Raw genomic sequence first — 20,743 nt, 5'->3', positions numbered from 1 at the left:
CCCAAATTGTTGGTGAATTAAAAAACCCAGTTGCTTTTGTTGCAACCGGGTTCCCATCAAACATCAACCTTCAAAGGAAATCATCGGTGCAACTTTTGCCTATAACCGCAACCCGTATATGCTGCAAAGAGGCGGTCGGCCTTTGGTGCCAACTGACTATTGCGTTCAACGAGTTTAATGTTATGTAGCATCATTTGCATGGTTTTTAACCTCTTTGCATTCAAGTTTAGCAATTATTTTTTCGATCGTCAAGGGTTTTTTGCGATTTTTATCAAATATTAACAAAAATTTACAAAAAACCCTATTTTTTATGCCGTCGTGGTCATTTTATCCTTTAAAGCTTGGTTGATCCACATCTTCTTGCGCGTTTTCATGATGTCGTTGTAAGACATGCCACGATTTGGGTTATCCGGCAGATTTGGGAACGGCGCGTTAGAGTTGTCTTCTTGATACGACTTAACGATTCTATCCCAAGCAGCCTTGTTTTCGGCGTCAGACAACGACGCAGCATCATTCTTTACGCTAGACGTTTCCATAGGATCACGCCTAGCATTGGCAAGTACAGATGCAAACGGCGATGTAGCGTTTTCGATTACGTAGTCTTCAATGAGATTCGAAAGCTTTGTACGCTTTGCCAAGTTCGGTGTCGAATAAATTCGCTCAATAAGTGAACGAAGCTGTTCGCACAAACTATCAAACTGTGTAGTTTGAATGCCGCCAAATTCAGATACGACTTCGCCGATTTCAGTACCAGCATCGGAGCGACCGCCTACGCCACCAGCATTGTTATTGGCATCAACTTGTTCAGCACAAGCTGTCGCAAGCTTGATGGTATCCGGCTTTTTCAAAGATGCAAGCTGGCCAAGAGAAATCACGAATTGCATGATATTGCTTTCGGCAAACTTATTGTCATTGACGTCTTCCTTAGTTTCTGACCGCTTCTTCTCCTCGCGAGTGACGTCGCCTTGGTCGCTGTTAAAGCCCTCGTCGCCTTCGTCACCGTTTTGCCATCCGGTATTGAACACGCCAGTCGTACCGTGCTGACGTCTGTTGTTAGCCCAGTCAGCATAACTATTAAACAAATCACGCAAGTCCACTCGTTCATCGGAATCATACAACGAATCGTCATCATTATCATCATCAGCGCTGTCATCGGTCGACTTCCTCATCACATCTTCCTTATCGAAGTCGGCGCTTACATTGCTCAAGTCTAGTTTGTCCGGATCTTCCGCAGCAGCGGTGGCTTGCGCAGCTTCTTCAGCCTTCTTTGCGGCAAGCGCTTCTCGGTTCTGCTTGAGTCGCTGCAGAGCGCCGAGACCAGCTTCAAACATAGGCTTCATTCCGCACACGTCGGCGAGCTGCATAATGGCTTCGCACTGTGCCTCCGACATGTTGAGGTTTTTTGTGAGATATTCAAAAACTGTCATAATTACCTGACAACTGATTTGACCATAGTTTATCAGTTGGGCATCAAAAAAGCCTTCCTTACGGAAGGCTCTTGATAAGCGAGTCGCATTCGTTCTCGACGGATATCCACCAATTTTGCTGGCCGCCGTCGTCCGCATACCCAGCGGCGTTCGACATGAAAGTCGCGTAGTCGCGGAGTTTTGTGAGTTCGGCCTTATTCATCTGATCGATGCGCTTTGCTGGTTCTTTACGATTTACTTTGAATTTTCTTTTAATCATGGGCCAAATATAATAAAAAATGCCTAGTTGTCTAGGCATTTGTTAAAAATTTATCCGTTTCCGCCTCCGGACGCTGCGGCACCGCCGCCTCCGCCACCGCCTCCAGCGCTATATCCAGCGTCGCATCCCGGCTGGTAGCTTCCGGTCAGACCAGTGGATCCAGTCTTGACGCTGTAACCGCATACTGGAACTTGTTCGGAATAGGTCTTCGTGAGTTCGATAGGATTGACGAGATTGGCCGGAGAGTTCTTCATCAAGTCCTTAATCTGCTGACTGGGCTCGGTCTTGATCTGCTGCGGCTTCAACGCCTTCTCGTCCGTCTTCGGCATAGGCTCGGTGAGCGTGTTGCTCTTCGTGCTGCCGTTGCTCGACGTACAGTTGCTCGTAGGCTGGCTTGTCGGTGCGCCCATGCCGTCAATACCCGGTGTGACTATCTTGTTCGAAAGTCCGCTTCTCGGATCGACGGTGACTGAACGTACGGAATTCGGCATTACAAGAGGCTTGTACAAGTCTCCGTGACGCAACTGCGAATACAGATGCCCTACTTGCTCAAACGCCGGATCGGCGTCCTTGACTGCCTCAAGGAATGTCTCGAACTTATCCATTGACTTCGCCAGCAGCTGCTTTGTTTTCGTCGTCGGTAGTCGCGTTGTTCACTTCGACTGCGACGGTGTCTTCGGCGTTCTTGGCTTCTTCGGCGGCCTGTTCTTCGGTCTTCTTCGCTTGTGCGTACTTGGTGACTTCGGCGGCAACCTTCTCGGCTTCGCCAGAGGACATGTTGCCAACGTTACCGGGAACCAGCTGACCGTTCTCGTCAGTCTGCGCGGTCTGTGCATCCTCGTAGAGGGCCCAGAGCTTGATGATGGGTTTGAATAGTTCCGGCGACTCGGCAGCTTCGCAAAGCTTGGCCACGCCCTTGCAGAAATTCTTTTGGTTTTCGGTCATGTCACTACCACTTGAGTCTATAGACACAAGTTTATCAGTGTTCCGACCAACGCTAGTATCGAAATGCCCAGAATGACCCAAATAAGCGGATCGCGACGAGGTTTCTTCTCAGCGATCGATTCTGCAATGTGTTCGCCGAACTGATGCCGAAGGCCGTCGACTTCGCCGTTAATCATGTTGATGCGAGTGACAAGGCTTCTAGGAACCGGATTGTTCTTGACAAACTGCATTACTTCGCCCAGCGTGTCTTGCGTGGCAAGAACAAGGTCGGTAGTCTCGCTAATCTGTTCGCCCATCATCTTCATGGTGTCCCACACACGATCAAACTCGTCATCCGTGTCGATTTCGTCGACACCGCTGATAGAGTCATCAGACCCGCCCATAAAATTGCTGTCGGTAGATTCCTTCTGCAGCGCACGGTTAAGCATCCTGACGCCCTTGACAATCTTGTCCACGGCATCTTGGTCTCGCTTGTCCATGTTGTCGACCATGTTGAAATACGTCTCCATGCCGTTGATGTAGTCGGCAATCTGCGTATCGGTGGCTTCAGTAACGGACTGCTGGTATCGATCCATTTCATATCGGTCGAAGTGCCGAGAGTCAATCAGTTTCTTTCCAGTAAACAGCGACGTCGGTACTTGAGTTCCTTCTGGATAGATAACGGCCAGTTCGTAGGACATTCCGATGGCGTCCATCTCGTCGAGGATTGCTTCGTTTGCGAGCACGGAAATATTGCCTACGCCTTGGTTCTCGATGTTTGCTGCCATTGTCGCGAGCGCCTTCGGATGTTCAGCGAGAAGGCTCTTGCGGCTCACCATGGCGATATGCTCCGGCAAGTATTTCTTGACAACGTCCATCGTCGCCATGATAAGAGAATCACTGAGGAGCCACTGCATGTCCTCACATTCCATAAGGTCTGCCGGAAGATCGATAAGGCTCTTCCGTATAACATATCCGTCAGCATTAAGTGCAACAATAGCGCGAATCATCGTTAACCTCTAGGTTTGATATCCATCGTGACATAGGCGAGATTGTACTTCGTCACGACTCCGTCCTTGTCAGTGACTCCAGTTCCGACTGGGTAGAACTCGATGCTTCCCGGAGGATTGTTCTGCAGCATGAGATCGAGGTTCTTGCCATACTTCGTCTTGTAAATCTGGAACGTCATGATAAGCTTGCATCCGTCCATGTGCGCATCGACGCACACCGCCATGGCTCTCTGCTTCCACGACTCGTAAGGTTTGATTCCGTTACGGTCACGGTCAGCCGGGGCCACTTCCTCGATGGTGTACTTCTTCTCGCCAGTAGCGACATCGAGAATTATCTTGTCCGCAAGCGACTGCGGATAGATGTTTCCAGAAGGAAGCTTCTTTCCGATAATGAATACAGTCGCATCAAACAGTTTCGGCGGTTCACTTCGACTTCTGGACATCTGCGATCCACTTGTTCAATAGTTCTTCCTTGCCCATGGAAATCAGCAAGGTCTCCATGAGTTTCTTTCGGCCAGACCAGTAGGACGAAATGCCCTTCAAGTACAACCTTACGCGAGGGCCGATCTCCTTGTCGTTGATGACCTTCATCGCCTCGTTGTACATGTTGCGGCTGCCAATCCAGTCGGCGAGAAGTTTCTTCTCGTCGGCCATCATGCTGTCATACAGCTTCTGTTGTTCCGGAGTGAACGACTTGATAATAGCGTCGATTTCGTTAGGCATTTTCCACGGCCCTTTCCAAAAGTGTCTGCGCTTCCTTGGACACGTCCACGCACTTCATTACTTTGTACGTCGGCTGTGCCTCGCTGAACCAGCAGAGATAGCAGTTCTTGATTTCGATCCCGGTCTCTTCCTCGAAGATACGCTTGTAGCAGTGGAGCTGCAGAGAGTACTCGACTAGCTTGCATGCCTCCAGATGACTGCACGGATCCTCAAGATGGAACTTTGACGTAGTGTCGAATTTCGTATTGGTCTTCCAGTCCCAGATTTCAAATGCTTGGGACTTGTTGTTGTAGAAGATCTGGTCGATCATTCCGCACACGTTGTAGCGTGGGCTACCGATGACGAGTTCGGAACGAACCGGATACATCTTGCCACGGATGTCGGCGAGGAACTGGTCTACCATCGGTGTGATCTTCTTGTACAAAGGAAGCACCGGGTCGGTATCGAAAGTCATCTTCGGATTCTTTTCGAGATCCTTTGCGAACTCCGCATCAACGATATCCTTCGGATAACGCTGCACCTTGTTCGCAATGGTCATTTCGATGTACTTGTGTACGGCGGAGCCCTTTGCGCGAGCTATTAAGTTCGTACGAGCCCATTGGTCTTGCAGTTCCTCCGGCGTGATTGTCGGAATAGGCTGCCCAGCCTCCTCGGCCTCGCGCCGCATGCGCTCGACACATTCCTTGGACTTCTTGACCGCGTCGAACGGTTCCTTTACGGCCCCGGTCACTTTTGTAACAGACACCGTTCTCTTGCCATTCAACTTATAGCTGTGCCACTCTTCGTCAAATGATATGTTGCTAAAAACGTCGATTTTCTTGAAAAATTCATGCATAATGGCCAGTTTGCAATTCAAATTGTTTATTGCTAAAATTACATCAAATACGTTACAATGTCAAATTTATGGAACTTGTTGACAAAATCAAAGATTTTATCCATGCCATATTAGTCAAGAGCGATAGCGCATATCTGGAATCAGCTCTGTTAAGCGGCGTAAATACACTAGCAGAACAGTGTCAGTATCATGGACTGGACATAGAAGCAGAAATTCATCACCGAATGGACGAACTGAAAACTAAACCCATAACAAGGAAAAACAACATGGAACTCGTTCAACTTACCAACAAGATCATTACTGGCATCGAACTTCTCGCAGAAGACTACAATGCCGTCCCTGGGTGCCCCGACTACGCGAAGAAACTTCGCCGCATGTCGAAGGTTCTCGCAAAGCCGGAATCCATCATCGACAAGGTGTTACGAAAGGAAATCGGCGAAGAGTGGAAGGCCGTCAAGGCTCATCCGACCTACAAGATCAGCAACTTCGGTCGCGTGATCGGTCGCAACGGCAAGGTGCTCTCCACGTACATCGACTGCTACGGTCGCGAAATCGTCGACCCGCAGACCGAGAACGGAAAGCACAAGCACCTTCACATCCGCGCAGCCGTCATCAACGCCTTCATCCATCCCAAGAAGGGCGAGAAGGTGAAGTACATGCACGGCCAGAAGGTCAATACCGTGTACAACCTCGGCATCGTCTAATTTGATTTAACGAGAGAGAAAAAGAGAAAGGCGGCCTTGCGGTCGCCTTTCTTGCATTAACGGAAAACCTTACGCGAGTTTCCAGCCGAGGTTGGTCACGAACGTATTGGCCAGATAGACCTCGTCCGTATCCGTCGGCATCTTGAGTTCGAGGGACTTCAGCACTCCGTCCTTGTGCTCGTCAAGAAGCTCGTCGATCTTGTCGTCGACTTCCATTCGGATAGCGGTTTCAAGGATCGTCTCCTTCGAGGGCTTGAACTGGATGGTCTCGCCTACGTCGTTCTTCTCCTTGCGCCAGTGCTCAGGATACGCCTTCTTCACGCGAGGCGTGATGATGTCGAGAAGCACCTTGCTGATTTCGTACTGAGGGTCGTACGTGGAGTCGTTGACCGACTTCGAGTATTCCTCGATGTACGGCTGCAGCTCCGGCGACACGCTGACATCCATTGCGTAGCTATGGGTCGTCCTCGGAAGCATTTTCGGCATGTCCATTTCACGATCCTTCATCATGAACTGGACGCCTACTGATACGATAATCTTCATGACTACCTCTTCTTGGTCTTCGGCTTCTTCGGAGCCTTCACCTTGGCCATGGCGACGACCATCTTGCGGATCAAGTTCACGTCCTTGGCGGAGATAATGCCCTTGAAGCTCTGGATAGCGTTCTCGATGCGTTCATGGTTGCTCGGATGAGTTTCGTCGCCGTCGTAGTCCATTCCGAAGCATACGAAGCCCACCTGGATCATCGCAGCGCCTACGGCCTTGGCAGCTACGCCAGAACCGCACTGGAGAACGGAGAACGAGAAGAGGTCTGCCTGACGCTCGATGTTGCGGTTGGACGACATGAGAGTGTCGTCGTAGCCTTCCATATCGCAGTGGCCGAGGCAGATGTGGCCGAGTTCGTGTGCGATCACCGCATGCACCATGTCGAGCGTATTGGAACGCCAGCATTCAGCAAATGCGGTCGAATCGATCTTATACTTGGCGAAGTCCATCTTGACGGAGAACACCATCTGGCGAGTGATTTCGAGAGACCAGCCGTCTTCCTTTTCAACGGTCAAGTAGTGATAGCGAGTCCATTCAGCCAGCTTGAGAACCTTTTCGAGCGGCATGCCGTTGTCGAAAAGTGTCTTGATGAAGGCGAAGTGGCTAAGCCAGTTCACGAGGCCGCCGAGAACTTGAACGCGGTAGCGTTCATTCGGATGGCTTGCGTATGCGTTGATGACGGTAGAGTCCATGTCTGGGACGAAGTCGGTCTTCGACGCAGCCGAACGGTAAAGCGTGTTCGTCTCGACGAACTTCGAGTCGACGCAGAGACGGAACAGATATGCAAGGTCGCTGTCGCTGACCAGCTGAAATGCGGATTTGATGTTAAGCATCTTCGATGTCATCCTTTAGTTTGATGTTGTTTTCGCGTAAATACTTCAAAACGGCGGCCCTCAATCCCTTGTAGCCGTTCTCGCGGCGGTGGGCCCCCATCATCTTCTTCATTTCGCTTGTTTGTGTAAGTGCGTTCCAGCGACGCCATTCACGGTCGTCCATGTCACCACGGATTACCAAGTCCATGCCGTAAGGCCCCGGAGCAAAATCCGGAACGGACACGATTTCGTCACTGAAATCCGCTAATGTTTGTCTTTTAGCCATAATGTAAATCGTTTTAGTCGTTAATATAGTATTTATCAGTTTTCTTGGCAACTTGTTGATAAACTGCGTACATAAGGATAGGATTTTGCCATGAATTACGATTTTTTCAGACTGCTTGACTCGGCGAAGTCAATGGATAACGCTTCCAAGATCGAGGCGCTGAAGCGCTTGTACCTCGCATGCGAGCTCAAGAACGACCCGGATCTCGCCAAAGAAGGCGCTGCCAAATTCGTCAACGACAGCGGAACCGAGTGCAACGGAACACAAGTTTCTGACACTTGCTACGTGTTCGATTGCGAGAACGGCAAGGTCAAGCTCACGCTCGCTGACCGCCAGACGGTCGTCATCGAGGCCAGCCCTACTGGAACCGACGACATGTACCGAGTAGTCGGCAAGGTCGGCGTAGAAACCAGTCTGAATGACGCGCTGAAGGTCGGCACGGATGCCCTCAACGACGAAGCCCTCATGGAAGGTCTCGTAGGCGACATGATGCACAAGGCTGGAAAGGCTGCCGCTACAGCCGCGCTGGCCGTAGCCCCAAGCCTCGTAGGATGCGCTGGTACGCCTAGCGTAGACCTTACGCCGCACGAAGCCACCATCGACTACGTGGCTCAAGAATACGGCATCAACCCTACAGAAGTCAACGACGGCAACCAGATCATCCCGAACCTCGTCCAAGCAATTACGAACAAGATTACCGAGCAGACCAAGGCAATCAGCGAGAAGTCCGATGCCAGCGAAGGCATATCCATCGCGAAGGCCCCGGCTACACAAGAAGCCAAGGACATCTACCAGATGCTCAAGGACGGAACCATCAAGGTGAACAACAACACGCTCGATCCGGAACGCCATACGCAAGAAATGGCTCAAGCAGACGCAGCGACTGCGTTCGCTCGTGGACTCCGCCAGAACTTCCACAACGCGCTCAAGGTCGAGGGCGAAGAATTCCTAAAGGAGCTGAACTAATGAACTTCATCGAAGACGATCTTGACACATTCAAGAAGGATTTTGCCGACGGTCTTAACCCAGACCAGTTCGAGGCGTTCGCAAAGAACCCAAGCGACATCACCGAGGAAGTCTTGTTCCAGCTCGCCGACCTCGTTGACGGAAAGCTCGACATCGAGCCTCGCGACAACAGCACCGAAACCGCCGCGCCAGACACGGTTGACCGTCTGATGAACGCGGTGACAATCGTCTACATCACCGACGAGAACATTCCGGTCGCAGTCGCCTCCATCATCGACCCGACTTCGGAATCCTATTTGGGCTACATTCCGCTTGACCAGTATTCTCTCCAGAGCGCACAGAACCTTGACGGTCGTGTACAGCTCGAATTCATCGCAATCGCCGACGAGTACCTTCACAGTCCGGTCGAGCAAGAACTTGTCGCGCAGCTCAACAAGCTGGGCACTCCGCTGTTTGCTGCAACGACCGAGAGCGACCAGACAACTTCGCAGATACTTGGCGAGATCGGATTCAAGCCAGTCTCCTCGATGAAGATTCCGGAGAACGGCGAAGAAAATGTCATCCTCTGGATCGACAAGGTCGAAGTCGACGAGGACGGAGAAGTCGTGGGAGAGAACGGAGAAGGTTCCGAAGAACCCACAGAAGAAGTAATTTCTAGTACATGATTAGAGAGATCGATTCAAATTCCACCGGAACTCCGTATGTGAACATACTGGAGCTGATCTACATGTTCGCCATCGTAGAGTTCCATATCGCCATGGGGCATGTCGGCCTCTACAACAACGAAGAAAAGAAATGGAATATACGCCGAGTGTTCTGGAGCCTAGTAATAGGAATGCCGAGCATTTGCATACTCGGCATATTCTTGGCAGCTGCTGTGAAGTTTCTGCTACAGTAGCTCGAATACCGTGAACCTGGTAGTCTTCACCGTTATCGCTTCTTCAGCGGCAATCTTGACCGTAAGTTCCGTATTGCTGTCGCCATTCTTGAACTCACAGAAATAGTTCAACACGGTCGCCGTACCTGTCGGCCCAGACATATCCATCTGCTGCTTCATTACTGGTACAGTACCGCAAGTCACCGACACGTCGATGACGTTCGCGCTCAATGCAACTGGTGTGCATTCAAGTTGCAAGTTCATCGCATAGCGAGCGCCGCCAGTCAAATTTGTAAGTTTCGTCAAACGATTCGAGGCGATAGTCGCTGTGATGACAGAGTTCTCAACCGACACAGAATCCAACGGAATATTACTTGCCGTAGAGTTGACAGTTTCGGCAGTCGATGCTCCATACGACGTATAGTAATCCGCCTTCTTCGCGTTGATAGTCACCGACGCATTATTCTGGTCTGGCGTAATTTCAATACCATACGTTGTCGTCAATGCGCGTGAGCCGGGAACTTCGGTGAAGCCATATTTGACCGTATCATTTATCGTATTCTCTTGCGATTTGATATAACGGTACTGCAAGTTAGTCGTGGTATCACAGAACACCGTGTTTTCTGGTGGTTCCAATTCGCCAGTAGTACGCTTCGCCGTCGGCGAAACATATACGTGAATGTTGGTAGAGCCGCTTGGCGCGGTTTCCGTGAAGGACGCCTTTCCGTTGGTCGAATCTACCGCCAGCGTACCAAAAATCATGTCGTCGATATGGGTCGGCAACATAGAAGCTGGAATAAGACCGTTCAAGTCACGTAACGCGAGACGGTTCATCGGTACGTAGAACGAACCTTCATCAGTACCTTCGACTAGGCCACTGCCTTCTGGACGGTCTTCAGAATTACTCCTACGAAGCGAGTCGATAGCCATCGCCCAATCAGCCGACTTAGTCTGGTCGATAAGTTCAGCGGTGACTTCGTCGTCAATCATTTTCGGCAACGCCGAAATTCTTTTTGGTATCAAGTTTGGTTGAGCCATATCAACTCCTAGTTCCTATCAATATCTTGTTCACTTTCGCTAACGCCATAGCCTAGAGCGTCTGCATTAGCACGGATAATTCCATCGCCGTTGCCTTCATGGTACAGCAAGTAAGTCTTTGCCATATCGTCATCCGGATCGGTCGTACTCGGAAGCCTATAATCGATCACGCCAGCAGTCGGGAAGTCGAACATGCGGTACAGAGTAGCGTCAGAAATGACACCGCCCTTTCTCGATGGCACTGGGTCTCCGGATTCTGGATACTCGTCATGTCCAGGGACATCGGTTCCAGCCAGCACACTGACGGCTGGGCGGATGTACTTACGCACAGACCAGAAGTTCGCGTGTATGCCAGCATTGGTTTCCATAGAGTGACCGCCGTTCACATTCGCTGGCGGATACAGACCGATACCGCCTTGCTCTATCGGCAAGTACGGACGTTCGAGACGGCTCAACGGACGAAGGTCTGCGCTGTCGTCAGCGGTTTGATACTCTGGGCGAATTCTGCCTTTGTTCTCATAATCATACACACCGCCAGTAGTGAGGTACGGAACGCATCCAAGCGTAATGTCCATCGGAGGAACGAAACTGTACGGAAGATACATGTTGCTGCGGTACGAACCGAATGCATCGTCGCACAGCGGGTTTCTCCAGATATTCCTTTCTACTTCGTTATGGATAAACTTGTGCGACATCGTGTCGTACTTTACGGTAATCGTTCCAGACGCTGTCCACAATGACGGAAGTGTTGCACCCAAGGCATCAGCTCCATAAAGCGGACTCAAGTAGTTCGTCGGATACTGGCGGTATTCCGTAGTGTACCAGCGGCCAGCCTTCTGAGAGAAGGTAAACTGCATGTACACCCTAGTATAGGTCTGATTCTTGTAGTTCGACGGAGTCACGTACGGTGGCGAGGACATGCCGATAGACACGGCATTCACATCGGCGTGGTCGACGTTCGGATCACGAGAATCCGCAGTCGTATTGCCGAAGCAGTCGTTCACATAATGCGCGACGATGTCGCTCTCGACTCGACTAGTCTCCATGCGCTTCTTGACGCGAGAAATCGTACGTACATAGATCGGGTCGTTAGCTTCTTGGAACTTTCCGTCCTTCAGCAATACACGAGAGCCTTGATACTGGTGCAAGTCAAGTTTCGCGGCATAAGCGGTGACATAACTTTCCAAGCACTTCGCCAACTCAGTTTCAGTCGGCATGACAGAAGATACCGATGTAACGTCATCGTCCGCATCATCGTATTCATATCGATACATCTGGGCCACATCAGCAGACGCAAATACGCGCTGATTTTCTGGTAAGTCCGCCAGAGTTTCCATCGTGATTTCTGGATACGGCACCGTATCAATCGACTGGATGTTCGTGAACGGGTTCATCCATTCCGTATCGGTATGGCTCGGAGCTTCCGTGCGAACATGTATCGTCTGCGACGGATCAGAGTCATCCATCGTGTCGTATTCGTACGTCGAAGTACCACCGATATTCGACAACGTCATGTAATCTTCTTCATTTATACGGATAGCGCTTACGGTTTCCGCATAACGACGAACATCGTTCATCATGTTATGCTGGGCTGCCGAGTTGTTGTACACCAATCCATTCAGCAAGTTAACAACAGAGTTGCTGGAATACCTATGACATTTAGAATCCGGTGTGTACGGCAACGTTTCCGTCGCGGCGCTAGATGGTTCCAAACCGTCACACTGGTACGGATAGTTTTCGTCACTGATATAAGAGAACCAGTGATTTTCGTCAGTGTCCGAGAAGATGCATGGTACAATAGTAATTTCTGGCTTGGTGATATATTCCGGCAAGTTGCGAAGCTTGCTGCACCACGCGGAATTGACCATGTCCTTGCTCCATTGGGGAACATTGTTCCAGTCAGTCGATGACTGGATCGGATTCTCGATATCAGCCGACAGCACGTCATTCGGCTCCGGCCATGTAGTGCCAGCATTGATAGATATGCTACTGATCTTCGTACGCGGTTTCTTGTTGCCTTTATAAGCAAGCATACGAAGCGACTTGAAGTCATTGGCCAACATGTCGACAAGCTGATTGGCAACGCGCACCGGGTTTCCATTGTCGATTGTCATCGGAGAATCATCGAAGTGTTCCGCTAACGCGATACGCATGAACGATGCAATCGATACCCAAGATGCCGTGCTCAATAGTGACATCAAGTATCGGGTCGCATAGACAGGCTTACCACGATGCTTTTCATCAGCGGCTAATAATGACGGATACACGGTGTTGTATAGACTGCGGTTCTCATCATAGATAAGATGCAGCAGCGACTTGTGTCCGTCGCGGTCACGGTCGAATTCGTCAGTCCAGCTCTGCGATATCGTCGCAAGTTTCCTACGGTTGGACAGTGCCCAAGGGAAAGTACTGGTCGCCGTCTGGTAGACCGTAGCAAGCACGTAGCGCTTGTCCACCTTCGGCATGTTGACCATGTGCTCGTTGTCGGAATCAATCGCATAGAACTTGTTGTATGCGTCCAAGTCGCCAGCTGAACCAGCGCCAGCATCTCCGGCGACGTCGCCTTCGTTGCGGTGCAATTCAAACTCACGGCCCACCAATCCCATCGGAGTCTCCGACGGATTGTCGCCACTTACGAGATAGGCCATGCCGCAGATATGGAACGTCTTGCGTCGACCCATAGAACTCTTGCGATCATACGGTACAAAGTCTGGATAAGGGAACTCGCCAGTAAATTCAATCTCGCAACCAGTGTCGTCATTCGATATGACAACGCCATACATAGGGAACGTACGGCGTTCACCAGTGGAGTTTCCATTCATCGCGACGATATTCGCACGGACATGTGTGTCTAGGTCAAGCGGTGTCTTGCCATCGTTCTTGTACGCCGTATTGGACGACGTGAACGTATATTTAGGTTCTTCGCCTTCTGCGACCGTAATCGAGGCAATTGTGTCGATCAGCAGCTTCTTGTTGCTGAAATACTGAACACCGCCCATGACATAGACACGCGGCTGCGCCATCGCGGCGTAATAGCCACTCAATGCGGCCTCTGGGGACTGTCCGTCACCGAACGCTTCTGGATCGACGTTCTGAATCGACATCGTGATGTCGATCGTCTCGCCGTCCTTCGTATCCAACGTGGCCGGAAGATGTAGGAACAACGGCTTTACGACAACGGAGCCATTCTGATAGCCCTGCTTGTTCGTAATCTTTCTGTAGTCTGGATAAAGTACGATGTGGTGACGGTTGTTGAACACATGCTCGGTAATCGGCGCGTGTGTTTCCGGATCGATTTCCTCGGTTTCCACGTCGCGTTCAAGATTACCGACGCCTTCTTCACAGCTCTTTACGAACGTGATGTTGCTCGTGTCAGTAAGACGGTTGAAAATCGGCCTATCGGATGTCATGTAGGTAAACGGCCAGTCACGCGGAAGCGCTGCTACGTTGGTAGAAGTCTGCGCATCATAACGAGTTCCGTATGCCCATTCAAGCCACGGATGAAGCGTCTTGCGGTCGTTTTCGTCATAGTCGTCTCTTGGCACCTTCTCTTGCTTCGTGACGTTGGCTGACGCGGCACTATACATTCCGCCCAGACCGAATCCAGTCACGAACACGTTGCTATGTCCGTTACCGATATTCACTTCGCCGTTGGACGTGAACCAGTCAACCAGACCGCCGTCGCAGTCAGTCATTGCCATGGACTTTACGCCAAAGCCAGTCACCTCGCCAACCTTCTGATGGGTAGCGTCATACACTTCGCGATGAGAGTAAGCCTTACGATAATGGTTATCGCATTCGACGTTATCGTTAACCGTAGGATCTGTCAATGCGGCAAGCGCGTCCGCATCAGCCGTGTCGTCAATAGGCGCAAATGCCACCTTGCGGACGTTGCCCTTGGTATAGCAGTAGACGCCATTGGTCGACGCATCGTCTTGATGGGACAGATATACGTACACTTCGTCGCTGCCGTCAACAGCCAAGTCAGCATAGAAGTCGAACGTTACGTTGTTGTCCCAGTCGAACGGCAAGGAGGTCGAACCGATCTTGATATCGCCAGTATGATACGGAAGAACCTTGTCGACCGTGTAATTACGGTCTAGCGCAATGCTTGCCGCTACTAGAGTAGTACATTCCAAAGTATCCGGAGTGTTCGCCTTGAGCACACCAGCGTCACGAATAAAGCCTTGAGGAATTTCGTCGGTAAGCGTAAGTTCGCCGACACCGTCCTCGTGGGTAAACTTTGCAACACGGAAGTTGATCTGGTCTGGAACAATATCGACCGAGTACGACGGCGTAAACGCTATCTGGCTTGCAGATACCGGAGTTTCGTACGGTTCATCATGCTCGTCATCTTGTATGTTGTACGATACATCCGACTTCACGGTCACAGAAACTGGCTTGCCTTCGTCAGACACCAGATGTCCATCTTCGATACGGCAGTTGCTGTTATTCTGATCCGGGAACGCCAGACCACCACGGCCATCTTCAAAAATCTGTGTAGTCGTCGGCCATGTCACATAGTCATGTATCTTGTTTGTCGGCAATTCTCGTTCGTCCATGTCGCATAGTTCAAAAGTCTATACGCAGTTTATCAGTTCAATAGACGAAAACGGCGCTTTCGCGCCGTCTTGAGGATTATTCTTCGGTACTTATGTCCGGATTCTGTATCTGGTTTCGGTATGTCGAGTCGACATGAACCGCAGACAAGTCGAAATCGCTGAACGGATTCTGGAACAGCGGGAACCCAGCGGTCTGGACGCTGTACGCCTTCGGGTCGCTAGGATCGACGAAGCCGTGCGGCGATAGGAAGATGTGGTCTGGCAGCTGGTAGTAGTCGTATGTCTTCCAGCGCTTTTCCTTCTTCGAGTAGATGAACCGAGCCTTGTATACAGACGGTCTGTCTGGCACACCGACGTTCTCGTTGAACACGTAGAAGTTCACCAGGCGAGCCATGCTGAACTTGGCGATCGGTTCAACCGTATTGACGTTGAATCCCTTGAGCTTGTATTCGCTATAGTCCGGAACGCTGTACACGTAGATCTGCGACTTGTTGATGATCAAGTCGTTCACTGGGCGACCGTCATACTTGTGGTTAGGCCAGATGTTGAACATGAAGTCCAGCATGCAGCCGTCAGCCGGATCGTGGGTGACGTTGTTCTCATCGCTGATGGTGACTGGCAGCAAGATGCAAAGACCTTGGTCGACGTCTGGGCCATCGTAGTTGATGATGTTCTTGTAGCGGTAATTGTCGTCATCGCCGTAGTGCTTGAACACCATAACGGCAGAATAGTCTTGCTTGTCGAATGCGGACAAGCTAGAATTCGTCTGGTAAGACGCGCCCTCGTTCCACTTGGTCGCCGTGAACTCCGGCCAGTTTGCGTAATTGCTGGTCGAAACGATGTTGACGCCAGTCGTCTGGTCAGTCTCGGTTCCCGGAATCGCAATCGTTCCCATCACGGAGATACTGGTCTTTTCGCTAGATTCGTTCCTTCCAATGTTACGAAGTACGAACGCAGAAATGTCGGTGTTGGCCGTCATGCGGATGACACCAGAACCAGTAATCGAATTGTTGTCGAACGGAAGCAAAAGGGTACGAGCCCATTCATCCGCGTATACTTGATACAAATGATAGCCAGGATATTCAGAAATGTTGGGTACGGAAATGATTGCTGGCGGTACGCTTGGAGTGTCGCTCAGACTGACATAGAAATCGCCAAGGCAATATACCATATCGCCTTCGTGATAAGTCTCGTCAAGATTGTGCGGGAAGCAGTACTGCGCATAACCACTCAACGGATTGTCAAATGACTTCGACGCATCGGCTTGTCGGTTCGGCTCTTTCGAAAATACCGTACCTTGTGTTGGATCACTTGCCATATATTTGTAATAGAACTTGAACGCATTCGAATCCGGCATTTGACGCAGCGTATGGACGCACACACGCTTGGCAATCGGAATACTACCACGATAGATATAGCCGCCGTAGTCGACACTTATAGCTTCGCCACTAGCAATCGGCTCAACCGTTTCATACGTAACAAACATCTTGTTGGTCATGTCGTATAGACGGAAATACAAACCAGCCTTGTCGTATGTGTGAGCGAAATTGTCCTTAGACTTAACGAGCCATGCGTTCTCTACAAGTACGCCGTTTTCTTTGTACTCGTCGTACTCGAATTCGTCATACACGATTGCTTCTTCATACAAGCGCCACTTCGTATCGCCGACATCGACCGCGTTGATGCGCAGCGTCACTGGGTCTCCAATAGACACCGGAAGCTTCACGCGGTTCTTGTATGCGTACGCCGTCGGCTCAAGAAGAACGGCAGAATTGATCGTGCCGTAGTTCTTGTCGTAGAAATACTTTGTCGGTATGGTGTAATCGACGAAGTAAGGATCTGTACGAGTTGCCAGCCTAATGGTGATGTTGTCGTTATGGCTCTGATCCCACTGTACGAGACCATTCATGATGCTCTCGTAGTTAAACTGGGATATAGCCACATCACCAGTAATGCGTTCAAGCGGATTGACGTCAAGCAAGTTAACTCTAGTAGTTGACATATTGTACAGCTCCTTCCAAGCAGACATAGAATTCTTTATCAGAAAGATCCCAAGAGCCAGAACCCGGCGTCCATCCAGCCATATTGATTGTCAGATATGGGCCATATAGAGTCTCATTGAGATTTCCTGGCAATGTTCTGTCGTATCTCAACGACTGAATCTGTTGACTAAACATACCAGTGACCGATACATTTTGATTTCCAGTATAATATGCACGTCCATGTAATTGTGCAAACGCTTGCGTTGTTGGATTGATCAAGGTGTTCAGCGAATGCGCAATAGTGGCATCGAGCGGAATCGTCAGCACTTGAGACTTCTCTTTAAAAGTATTCTGGGATGCGCTATCGTTAACTACCGCACCATTTCCAGCACCGCCAGACTTTGTCGGCATAAATTTACCGCTTTCAAGCGTCGTACCAACAATAATAAATTCAATCGTCAAGCGACCAGCTGCATAGGTAACTAGGAAGTTTCTCAGCAGTTTCTTCCAATTAGCGGTATTGCCATTGGCAGATACTGCCCACACATTACACAAGTCATTCACCGGAACCGTTGGGCTACCAGAGCTGAACTTAGATGTGTACAATGAGCGTACTGGATACGACGCAGTTAAGTTAGTAGTATAAACCGTGCTGACGGAGTCACCAGTGATACCCGCTGGCGCAAATGCAAGATACGATACACCAATAGTTTTTTCGTTTTCAACTTGGGTCATATTAAACCCAGGATTAAGTGCGACGCCGTCCAAGAATATTTCTGGTGTTCCGAAGATATCGCCAACAACAGTTTGTCTATCGACTGCACCGCTAAAAGCCGTCGGTCTAATCAACTTACCAGAATACGGGGTTGTACTATTCGGTGTAACCGTGGTGGCCGTAGTATGATATTTATTCGTAGTAGCTTCAAGCGAAGTCAAGAACGAATCGGACACATGCGCATAGGCAGATGAACCCGGTACAGTCACTGTCGGATTCGGATCAAGACGGCTCTTTATTACATAGATGCCATACGCTGGAGATGCATCGTTGTCGATAATCTGCGAAGTCACCGCCTTGATATCGGAACGATATGCAAGCTCTTCGTACAAGTATGCGCTGTTAGCTTCACGAGAATTGTTGCCTTCTCCACGGTCAGTAGCAATAACCTTGTTTGCAATGACAATCGGGTGTGGCATATACTTGGTGCCGCGCATGGCACGAGTGCAGCTCGGCGCAAGATTACCCGGAAGCAACAGCTGGGCAACGTCGTAAGTTCCCTTGCTTGTCGAGCTGTCGTAAGACAGCAGCTTACTAGAGGAGAACACATGGAACGCACTAGAGAACACACTGGTCATAGCGTCGCCAAGATCGATATCGTTCATAGCAATACCAGAACCCACCTTGTCCGTATAAACGTGGCCAGTATCCTTTATAAGGTCAACGCGCTTAGCCATCTGCGTAAACGGATCGATGTTATGGTCTGTCGGCTGTGCAGTCAAGGCTTCACGAGTATTCGAACGGATACGCAACGCCAGCGACTTGATGTCGATGTAGCCAGAGTGTTCGCTGGCATGGAGCATCAAGTTTTTGCCATGAACGCCAGCCTTGTCCTTTGCCCACACGGTAACCGTATGGTCTTCACCCGGCGTAGAGCTGACGCGCACATAGTTGTTGTAGAAGTCGAGCCAGTTATTGTCTTCGTCCTGTGCAGATTTAAGGTCAAGGTTATGACCGCTATGAATACCGATCGAACCTTCTTGGCAGTACAATTCGTTCCATACAGTGCGCGACTGATTGTCAGCGGCTTTCAGGAGCGGCTGATACAATACGAGACCGTTCCAGCCGATTGCGAGAGTGCTCTTCTGGTCATACACACGCAATACTGCACATCCTTCATCCTCGCTGGTCGCGGTCTGGCAGTAAGCATAGAAGCCTTCGTACTTCTCTACGTGGTCGAGATTGAAATCTTCATCGTACATACGATTCTCAGACCATCTGTCATCGCCATGGATGTACGCCGTCGTATAGGTCGATACACCGCTAACGATATATTGCGTAGCGCGAGAGTAGGTGTAATGAGGCCCACACACAAACGAGTTGTTGCGGTGGTAGTCTTCGGCACCGATGTAAGAAGAACCAGAACCCACGATGAAGTTCGGACGGAGAAGTTCTCTGTTGGAAGCACCGACAACGACTTGGGCACGGCCAGCGGCAATGTTGTTGTAACCAAGTGCAGCGCAGTTGGAAGAATCCAACTCGAAGCTACGTAGGTACATTCCATTCGAGATCACCAACGGATAGTCGGTAGCAGATGACCTACAGATATATCCGTATCGGATGGTGGCGTTACCCAAATCAGTAAACGTATTTACAGTAAAGTCCTTATCAAGCGTAATAACATAACCGATCGCGTTCGCCGGGTCGCTAAATGCCACGATGCCCTTATCAGTATGCTTTTCGATATTAGTGACATGTGCGCTTACGACATCGCAAGCCTTCTTCTCGGAATTCTCAACCGTCAACGCATAGATATGCACTGTGTCGTTAACCTTGAAGTCGAATACGCCAGTATTCGGCGTGTCATAGCCATAGCTGATTACGTCAGTAGCCATGCCAGACTGTTCTACGGTTTCATCCGTGATATAAATCTGGTTAAGGCCAAGCACAGTGCTCTGCGGAGAGCCAGCACTGCCAATCGTAGCCAACGTGTAAATACAGTTGGAACCTTCCGGCGTATATGTCGGGCTGCACATTGTTTCCGTCGAACTTCCAGTAATCTTACGAGAGAAGCGATAGCTATAGCCACCTATATTGTTGTAGGTGTTTGCAGTAAAGCCGTGGCTCGTACTACCAATATTGTTTCCGACACCGCCAGCAATTGCGGAATAATTGCCAGCGATAACATTATCAGTTCCGCCAATAATTGCAGCACCCGGCACACAAGTAATGTTGCTGCCGCCGCCAAGGATTGCGCTACGTTCGCCGTTGGTCTGGTTATTGTAGCCGTAAGAGAACGAATCCTTGTCATACGCAAAGCAATTCGTACCGCCTTCGAACGCATACTTCAACTTGTACGGATTGTACAAGCTTTCACGAACGGCAATCTTGTCATTGTCTTGGATGCCGAACAGAGCGCGGTCGGACGATACACGGAACACGTCCGTAACGTCGAACGTCCAGTTCTTGCCGCCAGCCGTGTGCGTCGTTCCGTCGCCGATATAACCGAGCGTGTCGATGGAGTAGTATCCGCTTGGGAACAAGTACGTCTCGTAGGAGTCGTATGTCTTGGTAGACAAGTTCTCGTCATAGATCGGAGTACGGATGTTCAGCGGAATAGGCGCAGTGTTAGTAAACCATTTCGGATTCTCCACGTTGTAGATGCGAGACAGCCAGTCCTCTTTAGAGCTGTCCTTATTCGTAGAGTCCATCCATACCGTCTTGGCATGCTTAACAAGCGCTTCCGTGACGGGTTCGCCGTCACCATAACACGCATTTTCTTCAGCAAGCAGTTCGTTAAACGTAGTTGGGTCGTTAGGGAACCCAGCGGCTTCCCACGCTTCGTAGAAATGGTAGATACGGTAGATATCGTCCTTGTCGAGAACCAGCCTATCGCCAGCGCGTGTGACCGTAAATCCCTTGCTGGAACCAGCGGACATGGCCGAACGGATCAGCGCATTCAATACACTTCTGGAGTTCCACGTCAACACGTCGAGCTGCTTTGTCAATTCGTGTAGGTTATTCATAAGCGTCCAAAACAGTTTGCTTCTAGTTTATCAGTTCTTAGGGAATGAAAA

The 20,743-nt window shown here is 50.2% G+C and carries 20 protein-coding genes; 5 read left to right on the top strand and 15 right to left on the bottom strand.

Annotation, left to right across the window (positions count from 1 at the left end; translation table 11 throughout):
• Nucleotides 1-188: hypothetical protein (locus ACJMM9_RS10325; protein ID WP_405326442.1), on the top strand; the 188-nt coding region annotated here is incomplete at its 5' end.
• 120 nt (nucleotides 189-308) lie between these two features.
• Here ACJMM9_RS10325 and ACJMM9_RS10320 read toward each other — a convergent pair.
• The 8 genes from ACJMM9_RS10320 to ACJMM9_RS10285 are packed head-to-tail and all read right to left on the bottom strand — an operon-like array spanning nucleotide 309 to nucleotide 5,178.
• Complete coding sequence (locus tag ACJMM9_RS10320) at nucleotides 309-1,427, bottom strand: hypothetical protein (RefSeq protein WP_405326439.1); 1,119 nt, start codon at nucleotides 1,425-1,427, stop codon at nucleotides 309-311.
• Between the two features lie 58 nt (nucleotides 1,428-1,485).
• Nucleotides 1,486-1,686, bottom strand: coding sequence for a hypothetical protein (locus tag ACJMM9_RS10315; protein ID WP_405326438.1), 201 nt, complete (start codon nucleotides 1,684-1,686; stop codon nucleotides 1,486-1,488).
• 50 nt (nucleotides 1,687-1,736) lie between these two features.
• Nucleotides 1,737-2,291: a hypothetical protein gene (locus ACJMM9_RS10310; protein WP_405326435.1), complete on the bottom strand. Its 555-nt coding sequence runs from the start codon at nucleotides 2,289-2,291 to the stop codon at nucleotides 1,737-1,739.
• Nucleotides 2,284-2,631, bottom strand: a complete 348-nt coding sequence (locus ACJMM9_RS10305; RefSeq protein ID WP_405326433.1) for a hypothetical protein — start codon at nucleotides 2,629-2,631, stop codon at nucleotides 2,284-2,286. The genes ACJMM9_RS10310 and ACJMM9_RS10305 overlap by 8 nt, the downstream gene beginning before the upstream one ends.
• Nucleotides 2,632-2,648: 17 nt before the next feature.
• Nucleotides 2,649-3,620: a hypothetical protein gene (locus tag ACJMM9_RS10300; protein ID WP_405326430.1), complete on the bottom strand. Its 972-nt coding sequence runs from the start codon at nucleotides 3,618-3,620 to the stop codon at nucleotides 2,649-2,651.
• Between the two features lie 2 nt (nucleotides 3,621-3,622).
• A complete protein-coding gene (locus ACJMM9_RS10295; RefSeq protein ID WP_405326427.1) occupies nucleotides 3,623-4,063 on the bottom strand; it encodes a hypothetical protein in 441 nt (146 codons plus the stop codon).
• Nucleotides 4,044-4,343 (bottom strand): hypothetical protein, encoded by a 300-nt coding sequence (locus tag ACJMM9_RS10290; RefSeq protein WP_405326424.1) that lies wholly within the window; start codon nucleotides 4,341-4,343, stop codon nucleotides 4,044-4,046. Before ACJMM9_RS10290 ends, ACJMM9_RS10295 begins: the two co-directional genes overlap by 20 nt.
• Nucleotides 4,336-5,178, bottom strand: a complete 843-nt coding sequence (locus tag ACJMM9_RS10285) for a hypothetical protein (RefSeq protein ID WP_405326421.1) — start codon at nucleotides 5,176-5,178, stop codon at nucleotides 4,336-4,338. The genes ACJMM9_RS10290 and ACJMM9_RS10285 overlap by 8 nt, the downstream gene beginning before the upstream one ends.
• A gap of 266 nt (nucleotides 5,179-5,444) precedes the next feature.
• Here ACJMM9_RS10285 and ACJMM9_RS10280 point away from each other — a divergent pair, with 266 nt between their 5' ends.
• The gene (locus ACJMM9_RS10280) at nucleotides 5,445-5,882 is read left to right on the top strand and encodes a hypothetical protein (RefSeq protein ID WP_405326418.1); all 438 of its coding nucleotides are present in this window, start codon (nucleotides 5,445-5,447) and stop codon (nucleotides 5,880-5,882) included.
• 69 nt (nucleotides 5,883-5,951) lie between these two features.
• On the opposite strand, the gene ACJMM9_RS10275 is transcribed toward ACJMM9_RS10280, so the two are convergent.
• The 3 genes from ACJMM9_RS10275 to ACJMM9_RS10265 are packed head-to-tail and all read right to left on the bottom strand — an operon-like array spanning nucleotide 5,952 to nucleotide 7,526.
• Nucleotides 5,952-6,425: a hypothetical protein gene (locus ACJMM9_RS10275; RefSeq protein ID WP_405326415.1), complete on the bottom strand. Its 474-nt coding sequence runs from the start codon at nucleotides 6,423-6,425 to the stop codon at nucleotides 5,952-5,954.
• A gap of 2 nt (nucleotides 6,426-6,427) precedes the next feature.
• The gene (locus ACJMM9_RS10270; RefSeq protein ID WP_405326412.1) at nucleotides 6,428-7,261 is read right to left on the bottom strand and encodes a hypothetical protein; all 834 of its coding nucleotides are present in this window, start codon (nucleotides 7,259-7,261) and stop codon (nucleotides 6,428-6,430) included.
• Nucleotides 7,254-7,526 (bottom strand): hypothetical protein, encoded by a 273-nt coding sequence (locus tag ACJMM9_RS10265; protein WP_405326409.1) that lies wholly within the window; start codon nucleotides 7,524-7,526, stop codon nucleotides 7,254-7,256. Before ACJMM9_RS10265 ends, ACJMM9_RS10270 begins: the two co-directional genes overlap by 8 nt.
• Nucleotides 7,527-7,616: 90 nt before the next feature.
• Here ACJMM9_RS10265 and ACJMM9_RS10260 point away from each other — a divergent pair, with 90 nt between their 5' ends.
• The 3 genes from ACJMM9_RS10260 to ACJMM9_RS10250 are packed head-to-tail and all read left to right on the top strand — an operon-like array spanning nucleotide 7,617 to nucleotide 9,390.
• A complete protein-coding gene (locus tag ACJMM9_RS10260; RefSeq protein ID WP_405326407.1) occupies nucleotides 7,617-8,492 on the top strand; it encodes a hypothetical protein in 876 nt (291 codons plus the stop codon).
• The gene (locus ACJMM9_RS10255; RefSeq protein WP_405326404.1) at nucleotides 8,492-9,157 is read left to right on the top strand and encodes a hypothetical protein; all 666 of its coding nucleotides are present in this window, start codon (nucleotides 8,492-8,494) and stop codon (nucleotides 9,155-9,157) included. Before ACJMM9_RS10260 ends, ACJMM9_RS10255 begins: the two co-directional genes overlap by 1 nt.
• On the top strand, nucleotides 9,154-9,390 hold the full coding sequence (locus tag ACJMM9_RS10250) for a hypothetical protein (protein WP_405326401.1): 237 nt from the start codon (nucleotides 9,154-9,156) through the stop codon (nucleotides 9,388-9,390). The genes ACJMM9_RS10255 and ACJMM9_RS10250 overlap by 4 nt, the downstream gene beginning before the upstream one ends.
• Here the strand turns inward: ACJMM9_RS10250 and ACJMM9_RS10245 are convergent.
• From ACJMM9_RS10245 to ACJMM9_RS10230, 4 genes are all read right to left on the bottom strand, one after another.
• Nucleotides 9,382-10,407 (bottom strand): hypothetical protein, encoded by a 1,026-nt coding sequence (locus tag ACJMM9_RS10245; RefSeq protein WP_405326398.1) that lies wholly within the window; start codon nucleotides 10,405-10,407, stop codon nucleotides 9,382-9,384. The genes ACJMM9_RS10250 and ACJMM9_RS10245 overlap by 9 nt on opposite strands.
• Nucleotides 10,408-10,415: 8 nt before the next feature.
• Nucleotides 10,416-14,969 carry a hypothetical protein gene (locus ACJMM9_RS10240; RefSeq protein ID WP_405326395.1) on the bottom strand — a complete coding sequence of 1,518 codons (4,554 nt, stop codon included), beginning with the start codon at nucleotides 14,967-14,969 and terminating at the stop codon, nucleotides 10,416-10,418.
• Between the two features lie 76 nt (nucleotides 14,970-15,045).
• Nucleotides 15,046-16,971 carry a hypothetical protein gene (locus ACJMM9_RS10235; protein WP_405326393.1) on the bottom strand — a complete coding sequence of 642 codons (1,926 nt, stop codon included), beginning with the start codon at nucleotides 16,969-16,971 and terminating at the stop codon, nucleotides 15,046-15,048.
• Nucleotides 16,958-20,692 (bottom strand): hypothetical protein, encoded by a 3,735-nt coding sequence (locus ACJMM9_RS10230; protein WP_405326390.1) that lies wholly within the window; start codon nucleotides 20,690-20,692, stop codon nucleotides 16,958-16,960. The genes ACJMM9_RS10235 and ACJMM9_RS10230 overlap by 14 nt, the downstream gene beginning before the upstream one ends.
• Nucleotides 20,693-20,743: the final 51 nt, after the last annotated feature.

The sequence above is a fragment of the Fibrobacter sp. genome, from assembly GCF_045112255.1.
Taxonomy (GTDB): domain Bacteria; phylum Fibrobacterota; class Fibrobacteria; order Fibrobacterales; family Fibrobacteraceae; genus Fibrobacter.
Note: the sequence above shows the minus strand (reverse complement) of the source record. Positions and strands in the feature narration are given on the sequence as shown.

Coding starts and splice junctions, on each gene's coding strand:
- ACJMM9_RS10305 (WP_405326433.1), bottom strand. CDS start 2,631: ATGACCGAAAACCAAAAGAATTTCTGCAAGGGCGTGGCCAAGCTTTGC.
- ACJMM9_RS10230 (WP_405326390.1), bottom strand. CDS start 20,692: ATGAATAACCTACACGAATTGACAAAGCAGCTCGACGTGTTGACGTGG.
- ACJMM9_RS10270 (WP_405326412.1), bottom strand. CDS start 7,261: ATGCTTAACATCAAATCCGCATTTCAGCTGGTCAGCGACAGCGACCTT.
- ACJMM9_RS10320 (WP_405326439.1), bottom strand. CDS start 1,427: ATGACAGTTTTTGAATATCTCACAAAAAACCTCAACATGTCGGAGGCA.
- ACJMM9_RS10300 (WP_405326430.1), bottom strand. CDS start 3,620: ATGATTCGCGCTATTGTTGCACTTAATGCTGACGGATATGTTATACGG.
- ACJMM9_RS10280 (WP_405326418.1), top strand. CDS start 5,445: ATGGAACTCGTTCAACTTACCAACAAGATCATTACTGGCATCGAACTT.
- ACJMM9_RS10235 (WP_405326393.1), bottom strand. CDS start 16,971: ATGTCAACTACTAGAGTTAACTTGCTTGACGTCAATCCGCTTGAACGC.
- ACJMM9_RS10245 (WP_405326398.1), bottom strand. CDS start 10,407: ATGGCTCAACCAAACTTGATACCAAAAAGAATTTCGGCGTTGCCGAAA.
- ACJMM9_RS10260 (WP_405326407.1), top strand. CDS start 7,617: ATGAATTACGATTTTTTCAGACTGCTTGACTCGGCGAAGTCAATGGAT.
- ACJMM9_RS10315 (WP_405326438.1), bottom strand. CDS start 1,686: ATGATTAAAAGAAAATTCAAAGTAAATCGTAAAGAACCAGCAAAGCGC.
- ACJMM9_RS10290 (WP_405326424.1), bottom strand. CDS start 4,343: ATGCCTAACGAAATCGACGCTATTATCAAGTCGTTCACTCCGGAACAA.
- ACJMM9_RS10295 (WP_405326427.1), bottom strand. CDS start 4,063: ATGTCCAGAAGTCGAAGTGAACCGCCGAAACTGTTTGATGCGACTGTA.
- ACJMM9_RS10285 (WP_405326421.1), bottom strand. CDS start 5,178: ATGCATGAATTTTTCAAGAAAATCGACGTTTTTAGCAACATATCATTT.
- ACJMM9_RS10255 (WP_405326404.1), top strand. CDS start 8,492: ATGAACTTCATCGAAGACGATCTTGACACATTCAAGAAGGATTTTGCC.
- ACJMM9_RS10265 (WP_405326409.1), bottom strand. CDS start 7,526: ATGGCTAAAAGACAAACATTAGCGGATTTCAGTGACGAAATCGTGTCC.
- ACJMM9_RS10310 (WP_405326435.1), bottom strand. CDS start 2,291: ATGGATAAGTTCGAGACATTCCTTGAGGCAGTCAAGGACGCCGATCCG.
- ACJMM9_RS10250 (WP_405326401.1), top strand. CDS start 9,154: ATGATTAGAGAGATCGATTCAAATTCCACCGGAACTCCGTATGTGAAC.
- ACJMM9_RS10275 (WP_405326415.1), bottom strand. CDS start 6,425: ATGAAGATTATCGTATCAGTAGGCGTCCAGTTCATGATGAAGGATCGT.
- ACJMM9_RS10240 (WP_405326395.1), bottom strand. CDS start 14,969: ATGGACGAACGAGAATTGCCGACAAACAAGATACATGACTATGTGACA.